The sequence below is a fragment of the Mycobacterium sp. E3198 genome (assembly GCF_001667015.1).
GTDB lineage: Bacteria > Actinomycetota > Actinomycetes > Mycobacteriales > Mycobacteriaceae > Mycobacterium.
Genome location: NZ_LZIS01000001.1, coordinates 84,078 through 98,590, shown reverse-complemented (window position 1 = coordinate 98,590; position 14,513 = coordinate 84,078). Strand labels below are relative to the sequence as shown.

Annotated in this window: 15 protein-coding genes; 9 read left to right on the top strand and 6 right to left on the bottom strand. The window is 69.2% G+C overall.

Going from position 1 to position 14,513, the window contains the following annotated elements; translation table 11 throughout:
• Nucleotides 1-6: 6 nt before the first annotated feature.
• A complete protein-coding gene (locus A5673_RS00455; protein ID WP_068226530.1) occupies nucleotides 7-1,752 on the top strand; it encodes an Hsp70 family protein in 1,746 nt (581 codons plus the stop codon).
• Between the two features lie 13 nt (nucleotides 1,753-1,765).
• Here A5673_RS00455 and A5673_RS00450 read toward each other — a convergent pair whose 3' ends face one another.
• From A5673_RS00450 to A5673_RS00440, 3 genes are all read right to left on the bottom strand, one after another.
• Nucleotides 1,766-2,128: a hypothetical protein gene (locus A5673_RS00450; protein ID WP_068226529.1), complete on the bottom strand. Its 363-nt coding sequence runs from the start codon at nucleotides 2,126-2,128 to the stop codon at nucleotides 1,766-1,768.
• Nucleotides 2,129-2,204: 76 nt separating this feature from the next.
• Nucleotides 2,205-3,311 (bottom strand): SAM-dependent methyltransferase, encoded by a 1,107-nt coding sequence (locus tag A5673_RS00445; RefSeq protein ID WP_068226528.1) that lies wholly within the window; start codon nucleotides 3,309-3,311, stop codon nucleotides 2,205-2,207.
• 13 nt (nucleotides 3,312-3,324) lie between these two features.
• Nucleotides 3,325-4,281, bottom strand: coding sequence for an SDR family oxidoreductase (locus A5673_RS00440; protein ID WP_068226527.1), 957 nt, complete (start codon nucleotides 4,279-4,281; stop codon nucleotides 3,325-3,327).
• Between the two features lie 97 nt (nucleotides 4,282-4,378).
• On the opposite strand from A5673_RS00440, the gene A5673_RS00435 reads away from it, so the two are divergent.
• Nucleotides 4,379-5,113, top strand: coding sequence for an SHOCT domain-containing protein (locus tag A5673_RS00435; RefSeq protein WP_068226526.1), 735 nt, complete (start codon nucleotides 4,379-4,381; stop codon nucleotides 5,111-5,113).
• A 73-nt stretch (nucleotides 5,114-5,186) separates the two neighbouring features.
• A complete protein-coding gene (locus A5673_RS30380; RefSeq protein WP_068226525.1) occupies nucleotides 5,187-6,281 on the top strand; it encodes a PE family protein in 1,095 nt (364 codons plus the stop codon).
• Between the two features lie 20 nt (nucleotides 6,282-6,301).
• Here the strand turns inward: A5673_RS30380 and A5673_RS00425 are convergent, their stop codons facing one another.
• Complete coding sequence (locus A5673_RS00425; protein ID WP_068226524.1) at nucleotides 6,302-6,925, bottom strand: MBL fold metallo-hydrolase; 624 nt, start codon at nucleotides 6,923-6,925, stop codon at nucleotides 6,302-6,304.
• On the bottom strand, nucleotides 6,925-8,010 hold the full coding sequence (locus A5673_RS00420; protein WP_068226645.1) for an S-(hydroxymethyl)mycothiol dehydrogenase: 1,086 nt from the start codon (nucleotides 8,008-8,010) through the stop codon (nucleotides 6,925-6,927). The genes A5673_RS00425 and A5673_RS00420 overlap by 1 nt, the downstream gene beginning before the upstream one ends.
• A gap of 180 nt (nucleotides 8,011-8,190) precedes the next feature.
• Here A5673_RS00420 and A5673_RS00415 point away from each other — a divergent pair, with 180 nt between their 5' ends.
• The 5 genes from A5673_RS00415 (at nucleotide 8,191) to A5673_RS00395 (ending at nucleotide 13,210) form a co-directional block, all read left to right on the top strand.
• The gene (locus A5673_RS00415; RefSeq protein WP_068226523.1) at nucleotides 8,191-9,210 is read left to right on the top strand and encodes a class I SAM-dependent methyltransferase; all 1,020 of its coding nucleotides are present in this window, start codon (nucleotides 8,191-8,193) and stop codon (nucleotides 9,208-9,210) included.
• Nucleotides 9,210-10,022, top strand: coding sequence for a serine hydrolase (locus A5673_RS00410; RefSeq protein WP_068226522.1), 813 nt, complete (start codon nucleotides 9,210-9,212; stop codon nucleotides 10,020-10,022). Before A5673_RS00415 ends, A5673_RS00410 begins: the two co-directional genes overlap by 1 nt.
• A 146-nt stretch (nucleotides 10,023-10,168) precedes the next feature.
• A complete protein-coding gene (locus A5673_RS00405) occupies nucleotides 10,169-10,681 on the top strand; it encodes a DUF3145 domain-containing protein (RefSeq protein ID WP_066932833.1) in 513 nt (170 codons plus the stop codon).
• Between the two features lie 303 nt (nucleotides 10,682-10,984).
• The gene (locus A5673_RS00400) at nucleotides 10,985-12,847 is read left to right on the top strand and encodes a molybdopterin-dependent oxidoreductase (RefSeq protein ID WP_082958470.1); all 1,863 of its coding nucleotides are present in this window, start codon (nucleotides 10,985-10,987) and stop codon (nucleotides 12,845-12,847) included.
• Between the two features lie 66 nt (nucleotides 12,848-12,913).
• Nucleotides 12,914-13,210, top strand: coding sequence for a hypothetical protein (locus A5673_RS00395; RefSeq protein ID WP_068226521.1), 297 nt, complete (start codon nucleotides 12,914-12,916; stop codon nucleotides 13,208-13,210).
• 54 nt (nucleotides 13,211-13,264) lie between these two features.
• Here A5673_RS00395 and A5673_RS00390 read toward each other — a convergent pair whose 3' ends face one another.
• Nucleotides 13,265-13,744 carry a MarR family winged helix-turn-helix transcriptional regulator gene (locus tag A5673_RS00390; protein WP_068226520.1) on the bottom strand — a complete coding sequence of 160 codons (480 nt, stop codon included), beginning with the start codon at nucleotides 13,742-13,744 and terminating at the stop codon, nucleotides 13,265-13,267.
• A gap of 95 nt (nucleotides 13,745-13,839) precedes the next feature.
• Between A5673_RS00390 and A5673_RS00385 the strand changes: the two genes are divergently transcribed.
• Nucleotides 13,840-14,460, top strand: coding sequence for an NADPH-dependent F420 reductase (locus A5673_RS00385; RefSeq protein WP_231970767.1), 621 nt, complete (start codon nucleotides 13,840-13,842; stop codon nucleotides 14,458-14,460).
• Nucleotides 14,461-14,513 lie beyond the last annotated feature (53 nt).

The window sequence follows — 14,513 nt, the reverse complement described above, 5'->3', positions numbered from 1 at the left end:
GGGTAGATGGCCGACAGAGCGACACCGGCGCTGGGTTTGTCGATTGGTTCCACCAACCTGGCGGCGGTGACCGCCGATCTGGCGATCATCCGCAAGCCCGTCCTCACCCTGTATCGCCAACGCCCGCCCGAGGTCGGCGTGCCCTCGGAAAATCCCAAGCTCGACGAGCCGGGCCTGGTCGTCACCGGCTTCGTGGACCGGGTGGGAGACCCCGCGGGAATCGTGGCGGCCGACGGCTCGGTGCACCGCAGCGATGCGCTGCTCGCCGACGGGCTGCGCGCCCTGGCCTACGCCGCCAGCGGCGGGAGCCCGCTGCCCGACAACGTCGCGGTGACCTACCCGGCGCACTGGTCCGCCGAGTCGGTGGCCGCCCTGAGCGCCGCGCTGGCCGGGGTGTCGGAATGGTCGGACCATGCTCGGCAGCCGACGCTGATGCCGGACGCCAATGCGGCGCTGGCCGCGTTGCGGACCAGCCCGGGCATGCCTGGGCGCGGCACCGTCGCCGTCTGCGACTTCGGCGGCAGCGGCACCAGCATCACGCTGATGGACGCCGCCGCCGACGAGGCGCTCGCCCCGACGGTGCGGCATCACGACTTCAGCGGCGACATGATCGACCAGGCGTTGTTGAGCGCCGCGATGGCCAACCTGCCGAGCACGGGCGCGTTCGTGCCGGGCAGCGGGGCGGTCGGCTCGGTGAGCCGGCTGCGCGCCGGGTGCCGCGGCGCCAAGGAGCGGCTCTCCACCAACACGGTGGCCACCTTGTCCGACGTCCGGCTCACCCGCGACGAGCTGGACGACGCGATCCGCGGGCCGCTGAACAACCTGGTGGCCGTGCTCGATGAGGCCTTGCGGCGCAACGGCATTCGCGACCTCGTCGCGGTGGTCTCGGTGGGCGGCGGTGCGAACATCCCGGCGATCACCACGCGGCTTTCCGCACACCTGCGCGTCCCGGTCGTCACCACGCCGCGCCCGCAATTGGCGGCCGCCACCGGCGCCGCGCTGCGTGCGGCCCGGCGTCCCGACTTCAGCGGCGCGACTGCGCAGGCTCCGGCGGCGACGGCAACGGCGGCCGCCTTGGCGCCGGCGACGGCCGCCGGCTTGGCGCCGGCGGCGGTGTCCGGCGGGATGCCCGCCCGGGCCTGGGCGCAGGACGGCGCCGGCTCGGGCGCCATGCCCACCGCCGCACGCCCGTGGCCCAAAGCCGCGGGTTCGGGCCAGACGTCCGCCGGCCCGGCGCTGAAGGTCGAGCAACCGGAGCCCTCCGCGCCGGAAGCCAAGAAATCGGCCTTTCCCTGGCGCCGGCTGCCGATGATCCTCGTGTTAGGTGCCCTGGCGGTTCTGGTGCTGGCCGGCGTCGCCCTGGCGATCGGGTTGGGCTCAAATAACCAGCCGATGACCAATCCGGGCGGCGGCACGACTCCCGCCTCGCCGGCACCGCCGGCGAGCACTACGACACCGCCGCCACCGCCGTCGGCCCAGGAGCCACCGCCGCCGTCGAGCCCGGACACCAACCCGCCGCCCGCATCGGATACGCCGACCCCCGCCGCCCCGCCGGCGGTTCAGGACGCCCCGGCGGCTCCTCAGGAAGCCCCGGCGGCGCCGGCGCCACCGCGGGCCCTGCCGGCTATTCCGCGCATCCCCCGAATCCCCGAGCTCCCGCCGCTGCCCCCGATACCGGGGCTCAACGAGCCGATTCCCGGCTTCCCGGAGATCCCCCCGCTACTCAGCCAGATCGCCCTGCGCGCCCGCTGAATTGGGTTTCAGCTCAGCGCTTTTCGCCCTTGTTTTCCGCGGATGAGGCTTCCCGCAGTTCCTCGTTGAGGGCCTTGTCCTTCTCGATCTGCTCTTTGCGGGCCTCGTCGTCGCGGCCTTCGTCGGCCGTGGCCTGATCCTCGGAGCCGCGATCGTCGGGCTCCTGGTGTTGCGGGTTGCCGTCCTCGTCGAGCCAGTCGTTGACCGCCGTGCCGGACACCATGCCGCCCGAACCGGGTAGTACCACGGTGGCCTCGTCCTTGTAGGCCTTCATCATCTCGGCGGCCTGTTGCTTGTGTTCTTCGTTGATTTCAGGCTTTTCGGTTAACTTCTGGTCCTCTTCTTGGCCAGCCTCTTTGTCGTCCTGCACGCTCATGCACCTAACCCCCTTGGAGTCGCAGTTCCGACCACCCCGGGGGGTTACCCGCTGCTCCGCTGTGTCGAAACTCTCGTCAGTCCGCGCGGCGGTTCTTGACCAGCACGACCGAGGCGAGCGGAATCCGCATCGGCTCCGGTGCGCTTGACAAATGCCCCGCGACGGCGGCCTCCAACCGGTCGGCGAACTCGCCCGCCCGCGGGTCGGCGGCGGCACCGTCCAGGCCGCAGACCAGGGCGGGGAACAGCGCGGCCCGGGCGAATGCGGCCCACTGCGCACCGAAAGCGTTTGCGTCACCGTCAATTTGGTACCGGGCCCAGAATCGATCCTCGGCGTCGAACATCTCGAGGTGCTCGATCGTGAGCCCCTCGAACCGGCCGCTCGGGGAGAACGGTGCGCGAAAGTCCCGCTCGCTGCGGCCGGAGGTGGGAATGACCATGCGCCGCAGCTCCGCCTCGCTGAGCAGGCCGTCGCGCGCCTGTTCGGCCAGCGCCGCGACGATCGCGTCGAGCAGCGTCTTGAAGCCGGGCATGTCGTCCTCGTCGACACCGAGCGTCAGCACCACGAGCCGCCCCTCGGGGGCCAGCTCGCGCCCGCGGAACGCGACGAAATCGTGCCAATCGGTGGCGGCCTGCGCGGTGTAGGCGTCGCGGGCCGCGGCGTCGCTGCTGTAGGCGGCGTGCACGTGATCGTCGAGCTCGTGGGGGATCCGGCTCACCCACTGTGTCGCCCACGACGTCCAGCCGAGGTTGACGGTCTTCGACGGCACGATCTGGCCGTAGAAGGACCGGCCGACCGCGGATGCGAAACTCGTTGTGTCCGTTTGCAAGTAGCTGTCCGGGTCGTCGGCCAGGGTTTGGAACAGCGCGGTGAAGTCGTTGCCCGGAACGTCGGTGTGCGCCACCAGGATCGCGTGGTCGGACCGGGTGCGTCGGCGCAGCACCGCGATGGCCGCCGACAGCGGCTTCAGCGAGTTGTGCCCGTTGGCGGCGCCGTAGTCGGCGATGACGATCGGCTGCGGGGCCGCCGGGAGCGGCACCTGTTCCGCGGCCCGCTCGAACAACGCGATGGCCTGCGCCAGGCCGGCGGCCTGCAGCCGCGACGATTGGGTGTAGTTCGCGCTGTCGGTCGGCTCGGGCCGGACCACGATGCTCGATTCGGGCAGACGAGGTTCCGGCCGCATGCACCAACGATAGTCAGTCCGGCCGCGGGAAGCTCACTTTGGTGAGCTGCTCGGACAGCTCCCACAGCCGACGGCAGTCGTCCTCGTTGCGGGCGCGTGCGGGCACCCGGGCCGGCCGCACGCCGCCACCGGCGAGCTCCTGGAAACCGCGCGGCCCGTAGAACGCGCCGCCCTCGGCGTGCGGCGCGGCGGCCGCGTACAGCGCGGGCAGGATGCCCTCGTCGATCTCCTGCCACAAAAACGGGGTGAAACGCCACGACGCCTTGTAGAGCCGCTCCATCAGCGCGGGGTTTTCGCGGCCGTGCGAGGGCCCGGCGATCTGCAGGTTGGTCTTGGTCAGCCCCGGGTGCGCGGCGTTGGACGTGATGCCCCAACCGCCCGCGCGGCTGCGCCGGTCCAGTTCGAGGGCGAACATCAATACCGCCAGCTTGGACTGGCCGTAGGCCGACATGGCGGCGTAGGACTTCTCGAACTGCGGGTCGTCGAAGTGGATCTTGCCGCTCTGGCGGGCCGCGAGGCTGCTCAGCGAGACCACCCGCGCCTTGCCGGCGGCGCGCAGGAGCGGCAGCACGTGCCCGGTCAGCGCGAAATGCCCGAGATGGTTGCTGCCGAACTGCAATTCGAAACCGTCGGCGGTGGTGTCGCGTTCCGGCGGCGTCATGACGCCGGCATTGTTGATCAGGATGTCGATCGGGCGGCCCTCGGCGTTGAGTTGTTCGCCCAGCGCGGCGACCGACGCCAGCGACGACAGGTCAAGGGCCTTGATGGTCAGCTTCGCGTCGGGGACCGTCGCTCGGATGTCCTCGATCGCCTTTTCCCCTTTGGAGCGGTTGCGGATCGCCATGACGACGTCGGCTCCGGCGGCCGACAGGCGCCGGGCGAGCCCGAACCCCAGGCCGCTGTTGGCCCCGGTGACGATTGCCAGCTTCCCCGACAGGTCGGGCACCGTGGCGACCAGATCCTTGGCCATGCGTAGCACTCCCTTCGTATGCGCCCCGTCATAGTGTGCTCTTTGTGCCGTCCCGTCGACAGTGGCACCGCTTGACCCGCGGTGACACACTTCCTGGATGAACAGCAGACGGCTCGCCAAGGTTTCGCTGGCCGCCGCCGTCGTGTTGATGATCGTGTCGGTGGGCGGCTTCATCGTCGCGCTGGTGCTCAACGCGTTCTTTCTGGACAAGTACAACGCCTACGGCGAGGTGCCGATCCCGGGAACCGGGAGCGTCTACCTGCCCGCCGGCGAGGTCACCGTCAGCCTGCACACCGTCGTCGTCGGCAGCCCCAACGGCGGCCTGCCGGTGCCGCCGCTCGGCGTCACGATCGCGCCACCCGACGGCGCGGCGCAACCGGCGTTGAACGAAAGCATCGGCAGCACAACGACCGTCAACAACGACGCGCACGTGCGGGTGTGGGTGGCCCAGATTCCCGTGAGCGGCAACTACAACATCACCACCGACGGCCAGGTCAACGGATACATCAACCCGCGCCTGGCCTTCGGGCACAAGAGTTCGTTGGGCTTTGTGGTGTGGCTGTTCGTCGGGCTGTTCGTGGTGGGCCTGGTCGATTCGATCCTGTCCGGGCTGTGGTTGGGGCGCACCCGGCGCCGGGCGGTGGTGGCGGCCAACCCGTTCTACCCCCCGCCCGTCGCCTCCCCGGTGGTGACGCCGGCCGGGCCGGTGGAGCCGAGCGGCGAGGGGGTGCGCCTTGAGCGGCTCAAAACACTGGCGGCGCTGCGCGATTCGGGGGCGTTGACCGCCGAGGAATTCGAGGCCGAGAAGCGCCGCATGCTCGGGGGTTATTAGGGCCGCTTCGGCCCTAGGATGTCGGTCCCGACCGCGCTACGCTCTGGTTGGCAGTGGGGTTGGGAGCTGGCTCATGTCGCACGTGACAACAACGCCGCACCTGTTGGCGGCCGCGGCCGGGGATTTGGCCTCGGTCGGTTGGACCATCCACGCGGCCAATGCGAACGCAGCCGCCGGGACCGCAGGAGCGCACGCCCCGGGCGCCGACGCGGTCTCGGCGTTCGTCTCGGCGCTGTTCGCCGCGCACGCGCAGGCCTATCAGGCCGCCGGCGCCCAGGCGGACGCTTTCCACAACCAGTTTGTGCAGGCCCTGCGGGAGAGCGCGGGGACCTATGCCAACGCCGAAGCCGCCAATGCGTCGCCCCTGGACAAGGTGGCGGGCATCGTCGCTGCCTCCGGCAAGACCGCCGGGCACCTGACCGGGGACGGCGCGGGTACCGCTCAACATGGCGTGGTCGCACCAGTGCCCAGCGGCGGCGTCGGCGGGCCCGGCGGCGGCAACCCGGCGGGCGGCGGCCTCGGCCCAACCGGCGCGGACGCCCACCCGGCCGCGTCCGGTGGTCCGCAAGGCGCCAATGCCGGCGGCGGCGCCAACGGCGCGCCTCCCGGCGACGGCGGTGCGCCCGGGGGCGGAGTCGCTGACCCGGGCCGCGTAGGTGCCGCGGCCATCCCAGCCGCTTGGGCGCCGGTGGCGCCGGCTGCCCCGCCCGCCCCGGTGATACCGCACGTCGCCACGCCGCAGGCCGCGCCCCCCGTCATCGCGGGCGGCTATCCGGCCGCGGGCCTGGCCGCGCCCGTCGTGGGCGGCTTCGGCGCCGATTCCCCGGCCATCGGAGGCTTGGGCGAACCGGTAGCGCCGGTGGCCCCCGCCGTGGCCGCCGCGCCCGCCGCCCCGCCGCCGATACCGACGGCGCCCAAGAGCCAACCGCTGCACCAGAGCACCGACGGGACGCATCCGGCCGATGCCGACCACGACAAGGCGGCGGTGCCCCTGCCGCTGCTCAGGCTTCGCGTCCCGAACCTGCGGGGCTTCTTCCGAGGCGCCAGGTCGGGGCTTCGGGACAAAGAGGAATGGCGGGAGGAGCTTCGCGAGGCCGCCAAGAGCAAGCCGTGGGGAAGCGAGGAACTTCTGGGCGCCCTTGGCCTTCGACCGCCCGGGAACGCATAGCCGTTCGCCGGCAACGCCTTTCAGTGGCCGCGGGCCACCCATTCCTCGTAGTGGACGATCTCGTCGCCGATGGTGGTGCTGTCGCCGTGGCCGGTGTGCACGACGGTCTCGCCGGGCAGCGTGCCGAGCCGCTCGGAGATGGACTGCAGGATCGTCGGGAAGTCGGAGTAGGAGCGCCCCGTCGCGCCGGGGCCGCCGGCGAACAGGGTGTCGCCGCTGAACACGACGCCCAGGTCGTGCACGTACCAGCACACCGATCCGGGGGAGTGGCCCGGCGTGTGCAGCGCCGTCAGCTCGGTGCCACCGACGGTCAACCTCTCACCGTCGGACACGGTGCGAAAGTCCTTGTCCGGATGGGTCATTCGCCACAGCACCTCGTCCGCCGGATGCAACAGTACCGGCGCGTCCAGCGTCTCGCCCAGTTCGGGGGCCACCGTGACGTGGTCGTTGTGCCCGTGCGTGCACACCACCGCCACCACGTGGCGGCCGCCCACGGCCTCGACGATCGGCGCCGCGTCATGGGCGGCGTCGAACACCACGACGTTCGAATTGTCGCCGATCAGCCAGATGTTGTTGTCGACTTCCCAACTGCCGCCGTCTAATTCGAACGTGCCGTGCGTGACCACCCGATCGATCGTCACCATTACAGGATCACCACCGAACGCAACACCTTGCCGTCGTGCATCTTGTGGAACGCCTCCTCGACGTCGTCGAGCCCGATGCGCTCGGAGACGAACTTGTCCAGGGGCAGCCGGCCCTGCAGGTACAGGTCGACCAGGGTGGGGAAGTCGCGCTCGGGCAGGCAGTCGCCGTACCACGACGACTTCAGCGATCCGCCATGGCTGAAGAAGTCCAGCAACGGCATCTCCAGCTGCATGTCGGGAGTCGGAACCCCCACCAGCACAACGGTTCCGGCGAGGTCGCGGGCGTAGAACGCCTGCTTCCAGGTTTCGGGCCGGCCCACCGCGTCGATCACCACGTTCACCCCGAAGCCGTCGGTGAGGTCCTGGATCGTCTTGACGACGTCGAATTCGCGGGCGTTGACCGTGTGCGTGGCACCGAACTTGCGGGCCCAGTCCAGCTTGGTGTTGTCGGTGTCGACGGCGATGATCTGCCGGGCCCCGACCAACGCGGCCCCCGCGATCGCGGCGTCGCCCACACCGCCGCAGCCGATCACGGCGACGGTGTCGTCGCGGGTGACGGCCCCGGTGTTGATCGCGGCGCCCAGCCCGGCCATCACGCCGCAGCCCAGCAGGCCCGCGACCGCCGGGTCGGCCTGGCGGTCCACCTTGGTGCACTGCCCGGAGTGCACCAGCGTTTTGTCGGCGAACGCCCCGATGCCCAGCGCCGGGGTCAGCTCGGTGCCGTCGGTCAGGGTCATCTTCTGTTCGGCGTTGAGGCTGCTGAAGCAGTATTGCGGCCGGCCGCGCTTGCAGGCCCGGCATTCCCCGCACACCGCGCGCCAGTTCAGGATCACGAAGTCGCCCGGCTCGACGTTCGTCACGCCCGGGCCGACCGCCTCGACGGTGCCGGCCGCCTCGTGGCCCAGCAGGAACGGGTATTCGTCGTTGATGCCGCCCTCGCGGTAGGTCAGGTCGGTGTGGCACACGCCGCAGGCGATGATGTCGACCACCGCTTCGCCGGGCCCGGGGTCCGGGACGACGATGTCCACCAGCTCGACGGGTTCGCCCTTCTTGCGTGAAATCACTCCGCGCACTGTCTGACTCATGCGCTCCAACCTACGGTGTAGCCCGCCCGGTGCCGGCATCGAGTCTGCGCTCAGATCGCCCAACGCGGCGACAAGCACGCGCTGAGCGCAGTCTCGACGTGTGCCGCGTGGGTGTAGCGTCTGCAGAGCGTGACGGCACCTGAAACCACCTCGGAAACCACGGAAGATTTCGCCGGGCGAATGGTCGCGGCCATCGACGGCGCGAGCCTCACGATCCTGCTCAGCATCGGGCACCAGACCGGCCTGCTGGACACGATGGCCGGCCTGCCGCCCGCCACCAGCGCGCAGATCGCCGAGGCCGCCGGGCTCAACGAGCGCTATGTGCGGGAGTGGCTGGCCGGCATGACCACCGGGCACGTCGTCGACTATGACGCCGACGCCGGCACCTACTCCTTGCCCGCGCACCGGGCCGGCCTGCTGACTCGTGCCGCAGGTCCGGACAACCTGGCCCTCGTGGCCCTGTTTCTCCCGCACCTCGGGGAGGTCGAGCAGAAAATCGTCGGCTGCTTCCGGGATGGCGGCGGGCTGCCGTACAGCGAGTTCCCGCGCTTCCACGCGCTGATGGCCGAGCAGAGCGCCGCGGTGTTCGACGTCGCGCTCGTCGACGTCGTGCTGCCATTGGTCGACGGCCTGCCGGAGCGGCTGCGCGCCGGGGCCGACGTGGCCGACTTCGGGTGCGGCAGCGGCCACGCGATCAACGTGATGGCCCAGGCGTTCCCGGCGAGCCGGTTCACCGGCATCGACTTCTCCGACGAGGCCGTCGCGGCCGGTGTCGCCGAGGCGGCGCGCCTCGGCCTGACGAACGCCACCTTCGAGAGCCGCAACCTGACGCACCTCGACAAGCACGAGGCCTACGACGTCATCACCGTTTTCGACGCCATCCACGACCAGGCGCACCCGGCGCGGGTGCTGGAGAACATCTACCGCGCGCTGCGGCCGGGCGGGGTCTTCCTGATGGCCGACATCAAGGCATCGAGCCGGCTCGAGGAAAACGTCGGGATCCCGATGAGCACCTACCTCTACACCGTCTCGCTGATGCACTGCATGACGGTGTCGCTGGCGCTGGACGGCGTCGGGCTGGGCACCGCATGGGGCACGCAGCTGGCCACGTCGATGCTCCGCGACGCCGGGTTCGGCGACGTCCGGGTGACCGAGGTCGAGGGCGACCCGATCAACAACTACTACATCGCCCGGAAGTGATGCCGGCGCTCGACGCGATCGCCGACTGGCCGGTGCCGGCCGCCGCCGCGGCGGTCGTCGGGCCAGACGGGGTGTTGGGCACCCACGGCGACACCGGGCGGGTGTTCGAGCTGGCCTCGGTCACCAAGCCGCTGGTGGCCCGGGCCGCGCACGTCGCGATCGAGGAGGGCGTCGTCGAGCTGGACACCCCGGCCGGCCCACCCGGCTCCACGATCCGTCACCTGCTGGCGCACGCGTCGGGCTTGGCGATGCACAGCGATCGCGTGCTGGCCAAGCCCGGCACCCGGCGGATGTATTCGAACTATGGGTTCTGCGTGCTGGCCCGGGCCATCGAGGCGGAGTCGGGCATCGAATTCGGCCACTACCTCGCCGAGGCGGTGTGCGAGCCGCTGGGCCTGGCGGCCACCCGGCTGCACGGCGGAGCCGAGGCCGCCGGATTCGGCGCGACGTCGACCGTCGCGGATCTGGCCTTGTTCGCGGGCGACCTGCTGCGCCCGTCGACGGTGTCGGCGAAGCTGCACGCCGAGGCCATCGCCGTGCAGTTTCCCGGGCTCGACGGGGTGCTGCCCGGCTACGGCGTGCAGCGGCCCAACGACTGGGGCCTGGGTTTCGAGATCCGCGACGCCAAGTCGCCGCACTGGACGGGCGCGCGCAACTCGGCGCGCACGTACGGCCATTTCGGTCAGGCGGGCGGGTTCATCTGGGCGGATCCCGAGGCCGACCGGGCGCTCGTGGTCCTCACGAACCGCGACTTCGGGGAGTGGGCGTTAGAGCCGTGGCCTGCGCTTTCGGACCTGGTGCTGGCCGAGTGATATTTAGCCACTCCGCACACTAGCGCAACAGGGGTATCACAAGGCACAATAGACACGCAGGACACAAAAATTTACATGCATTCCGCTTCAAGCGGTCCACCAGGTCGTTGGGGAAGACGTCCCTCGTGGAACCGAAGGAGCAGGAGATGCGTGCGTCGAACCAATTTGCCGACGTGACGACGGGTGTGGTGTACGTCCACGCCTCGCCCGCGGCGGTATGCCCGCATGTCGAGTGGGCGTTGTCGTCGACCCTGCAGTCCAAGGCCAACCTGGTCTGGACACCGCAGCCGGCGATGCCCGGGCAGCTGCGCGCGGTCACCAACTGGGTCGGGCCGGTAGGCACCGGCGCTCGGTTGGCCAACGCCCTGCGCTCCTGGTCGGTGCTGCGCTTCGAGGTCACCGAGGACCCCAGCCCCGGGGTCGACGGCCAGCGGTTCAGCCACACCCCGCAGCTGGGGCTGTGGAGCGGGGCGATGAGCGCCAACGGCGACGTCATGGTGGGCGAGATGCGGCTGCGCTCGATGATGGCGCAGGGCGCCGACTATCTGGCCGCCGAGTTGGACTCGGTGCTGGGCACCGCGTGGGACGAGGCGCTCGAGGTTTATCGCGACGGCGGCGACGCCGGCGAGGTGACCTGGCTCAGCCGCGGCGTCGGGTAGCCGTCCGCCGGGCCAAACGTCGTGCTGGCATTTCGACACTGGCCTTGCGCGCCGTTCAGATGCCTATGGATAGCGCGCCGGTGAGGGTGCCGTGCGCGCTCGGCGCCGGAGTTGTCACAACGCGGCGATTCTCGTCGGGCGGCGCGAAGGATCTGCAATTGGCGTGGAGTCGGCGGTTTGTCGGCCTGAGAAACCGCACGGCTGGTGAGCGGAATCACTCGGATCGACCGTCCCGATGGGGCAGGTCAGGCGGTATGGTTTATCCATACGCATTTGTAAAAAATAAGTTAGGTGCGAGACGGCATGTCCGACAACGAACTCCGCGCCAGCGAGGCCCGAAGTGGTGGTGCTGGGAATGTGGATTCGTGCGGAGCCGCCGTCACTGCCGCGGCAACTGACGAAGACGAGCGCAAGCCGAGCGAAGACGTCCACAACGTCCACCGGGGCGCGGGGTACCGCACAGAGCTGCGCCTCGCCGAGAACATCGTCAACCGTGAGACATGGGCCGGCGGCATAGAGGACAAGCGGGCCATCGTGCCGCGGCTGCGGGTGGGGCGCGACAAGTGGTTGAACGTGCTGTGGCTGATCCCCATGGGGTTCGCCGTGCTCGCCGTGGCCGTAGCCGCGGCCAAAGGCCTGCACAACATCCCGGCGGTGCAGGCATTCATCCAGCGTTATCCCGGAACCCACGCACCTTCCGGCGTCAGCCCCGGCATCCCGGCGTGGGTCGGGTGGAGCCACTTCTTCAACCTGTTCTTGATGACGTTCATCATCCGGTCCGGGATTCAGATCCTGTGCGATCATCCGCGGCTGTACTTCAGCCGCAACGCCACACCGGGCAAGGACGAGTGGCTGCGAGTGGCCAAGCCGGTGCCGGATGATCCGCTGTGGACGGCCAAGGACGACTCGGTTGGTCTGCCCGGTCAGTTGGGATTGCCCGGGATCCGCCATTCCATCGGGCTGGCGCGGTGGTGGCACCTCGGAGTTGACGTTCTGTGGCTTCTCAACGGCGCGGTCTTCTATGTGCTGCTGTTCGCTACCGGTCAATGGCGACACATCGTGCCGACCAGCTGGGACGTCTTTCCCAACGCCGTATCGGTTGCGATCCAATACCTTTCGCTGGACTGGCCGACCGATAACACCTGGGTGGCTTACAACGCGCTGCAGTTGTTGGCGTACTTCACAACGGTCTTCATCGCGGCACCGCTCGCGGTCATCACCGCGCTCGGGATGTCGCCGGCACTTTCGATGCGTCTCACCGTGATCAGCAAACGGTTGAACATTCAGCACGCACGCTCACTGCATTTCCTGGTCCTGATGTACTTCGTCATGTTCATCGTCCTGCACGTGACGATGGTCTTCGCCACCGATGCCGTGCGCAACCTCAACCACATGTTCGCCGCCCGCGACGACAACGGGTGGTTAGGGTTCTGGGTCTTCGCCGCGGCCATGGCGGTCGTGACCGTCGGCTGGGTGGCCGCCACCCCGTTCACGTATCGCCACCCGCGAGTGGTGCAGCGCGTCGGCGACGCGCTCATCGGGCCGCTGCAGCGGCTCTTCGAGCGCACCAACCCGCGACCGGGCGCCTTCAGCGATAAGGACATCTCGCCATACTTCTGGCACAACGGCACCTATCCGGAAACTGTTGAGTACAAGGAGTTGGAGAAGAACAACTTCGTGGATTGGCGGCTGCGGATCTACGGCCTTGTCGAGAACCCGACCGAATTCTCGCTGGCCGACCTGCATGACTTGCCGTACCACGAACAGATCACCCAACACTTCTGCATCCAGGGCTGGTCGGGTGTGGCCAAGTGGGGTGGCGTGTCGATGCAGACGATCATGGACATCGTCAAACCACTGCCCGAGGCGAAATGGGTGGTGTTCTATTCGCTGGGCCCCGGGGCGGATGGGGGGATCTATTACGTCGCGCACCCGATCGCCCAGATGAGTCACCATCTGACGATGCTGGCCTACGACATGAACGGCGAACCCGTCAGCTACGGTCACGGCGCGCCACTGCGGCTGCGCAATGAATTGCAGCACGGCTTCCGGCATGTGAAGTGGCTCAAGGGCATTGAGTTCGTAGCCCACTACTCCGAGTTGGGTAGCGGTTTCGGCGGTTACAACGAAGACCACGAATTCTTCGGCCGCCACCAGACCATCTAATGGGACTGGCCTGCGGCTCACCCGTCGCGGAAAAGGCTTGGGTGGAACGACAATCGGAGGTGCGGGATGGCAACGGAAAGCAGTCAAACGCCCGGCATCGAAGCACTCGGCGATCACGATTACCTCGTGCGTGTCGAGCAGGGCGAGGAGCTTGTCACCGTCCGGCTGCGGGCCACGCCAGAGGTCGTCGCGCGCATCGGCGGGCCCGACGCCGACGAAACCCGTGTGGTCGCCGCTTCCATCGCGTATCTGATTGCACGGCAGCGCCCCGACGAGCTACCCGAGCAACTCGATCTCGACGACATCATCGCCGCTTACGACGGTTACCTCGATGACCTCCACAGCCAAATCGAGGGCCCGTGACGAACGGCACTGCCGAGTCGAGCCGGTAGGGCACAGGACGCGCGTGCATGAAGGTTATGAGGGCTCGTCGTCGGCGGGCTCGTCGTCTTGAGCCAGGTGGCGCAGCACTCGTTCGTTGAGGGCGGCGAGCATGTCGAGCTCGGCCGGACTGAGCAGGTCGATGAAGTTCCGCCGCACGTCGTCCACGTGCGCGGGCGCCGCCTTCTCGATGGCGGCGCGGCCGGCCGGCAGTAGGCAGACCATGGTGCTGCGGGCGTCGTCGGGGTTCGGCTCGCGGCAGATCAGCCCGTCCTGCTGCATGCGCCGCACCTGGTGGGAGACGCGGCTCTTCTCCCACCCCAGGGCGTTGCACAGGTCGCGCGCGGGCATGCGGTCTCCGTCGTGGCTGGAGAGCACCGCCAGAACCTCGTAGTCGGCCCCGGACAGGCCCGATTTCTGCAGGCCCCGGCTCAGGTGCACGTCCAGCCGATGGTGCGCGTGCTGGAAGGCCCGCCAAGCGCGGTCTTCACGGGGGTTCAGCCAATTCGGTTCCATCGGCCTCCATGCTACCCCATTGGTTGACGTGTCATCCAATATTGCTTAAGGTGGACACGTCAACCTTTTCGACCACTTTCAGGATGGGACACCTCATGAGCATCAGCATCATCGGCACCGGCAACATGGCCCGCGCCATCGGCGCGCTGGCGGTCGTGGGCGGCAACACCGTCGAGGTCATCGGCCGCGATCGGTCCAAGGCCGCCGACCTGGCCGAAGAGCTCGGCGGCGGCGCCACGGCGGGAGAGTTCGGCGCCGTGCCGGCGGGGGACATCGTCATCGTGTCCGTGCTGTACGCCGACGTCGTTCCGGTCGTCGCCCGGTACGGAGACGCCCTCGCGGACAAGGTCATCGTCGACATCAGCAACCCCTTCAATGCCGCGGCCGACGGGTTGGCGATCCCCGATGACACGTCGGTCGCCCAGGAAGTTGCGAAGGCGGCCCCGGCCAGCGCCAGCGTGGTGAAGGCGTTCAACACCATCTTCGGTGTTGTCCTGGCCCAGGGCCGGCCGCTCGACGTCTTCTTTGCCGGCGACGACGCGCGCGCCAAGGCGGCCTTTTCGGAGTTCGTCGAGAGCCTCGGGCTGCGCCCGCTGGACGTCGGCGGCTTGCACATGGCGCACTGGCTGGAAGGAACGGGCCTGGTCATGATGGGTCTCGCCCGCCACGGGGTGGGGAACTTCGATTTCGCCCTCGGCGCCACCGTTCCCGCCTGAGCCGCGCCGTGAACGACCCGGGGCGCCTGCGCCCCGGCAATGGTTGATGGATC

Bases quoted from the DNA above. Each gene is read 5' to 3' on its own strand.
- A5673_RS00410 (WP_068226522.1), top strand. From the start codon at position 9,210: ATGCCGGCGCTCGACGCGATCGCCGACTGGCCGGTGCCGGCCGCCGCC.
- A5673_RS00390 (WP_068226520.1), bottom strand. From the start codon at position 13,744: ATGGAACCGAATTGGCTGAACCCCCGTGAAGACCGCGCTTGGCGGGCC.
- A5673_RS00435 (WP_068226526.1), top strand. From the start codon at position 4,379: ATGAACAGCAGACGGCTCGCCAAGGTTTCGCTGGCCGCCGCCGTCGTG.
- A5673_RS00395 (WP_068226521.1), top strand. From the start codon at position 12,914: ATGGCAACGGAAAGCAGTCAAACGCCCGGCATCGAAGCACTCGGCGAT.
- A5673_RS30380 (WP_068226525.1), top strand. From the start codon at position 5,187: ATGTCGCACGTGACAACAACGCCGCACCTGTTGGCGGCCGCGGCCGGG.
- A5673_RS00425 (WP_068226524.1), bottom strand. From the start codon at position 6,925: ATGGTGACGATCGATCGGGTGGTCACGCACGGCACGTTCGAATTAGAC.
- A5673_RS00420 (WP_068226645.1), bottom strand. From the start codon at position 8,010: ATGAGTCAGACAGTGCGCGGAGTGATTTCACGCAAGAAGGGCGAACCC.
- A5673_RS00455 (WP_068226530.1), top strand. From the start codon at position 7: ATGGCCGACAGAGCGACACCGGCGCTGGGTTTGTCGATTGGTTCCACC.
- A5673_RS00415 (WP_068226523.1), top strand. From the start codon at position 8,191: ATGGTCGCGGCCATCGACGGCGCGAGCCTCACGATCCTGCTCAGCATC.
- A5673_RS00400 (WP_082958470.1), top strand. From the start codon at position 10,985: ATGTCCGACAACGAACTCCGCGCCAGCGAGGCCCGAAGTGGTGGTGCT.
- A5673_RS00385 (WP_231970767.1), top strand. From the start codon at position 13,840: ATGAGCATCAGCATCATCGGCACCGGCAACATGGCCCGCGCCATCGGC.
- A5673_RS00405 (WP_066932833.1), top strand. From the start codon at position 10,169: ATGCGTGCGTCGAACCAATTTGCCGACGTGACGACGGGTGTGGTGTAC.
- A5673_RS00450 (WP_068226529.1), bottom strand. From the start codon at position 2,128: ATGAGCGTGCAGGACGACAAAGAGGCTGGCCAAGAAGAGGACCAGAAG.
- A5673_RS00445 (WP_068226528.1), bottom strand. From the start codon at position 3,311: ATGCGGCCGGAACCTCGTCTGCCCGAATCGAGCATCGTGGTCCGGCCC.
- A5673_RS00440 (WP_068226527.1), bottom strand. From the start codon at position 4,281: ATGGCCAAGGATCTGGTCGCCACGGTGCCCGACCTGTCGGGGAAGCTG.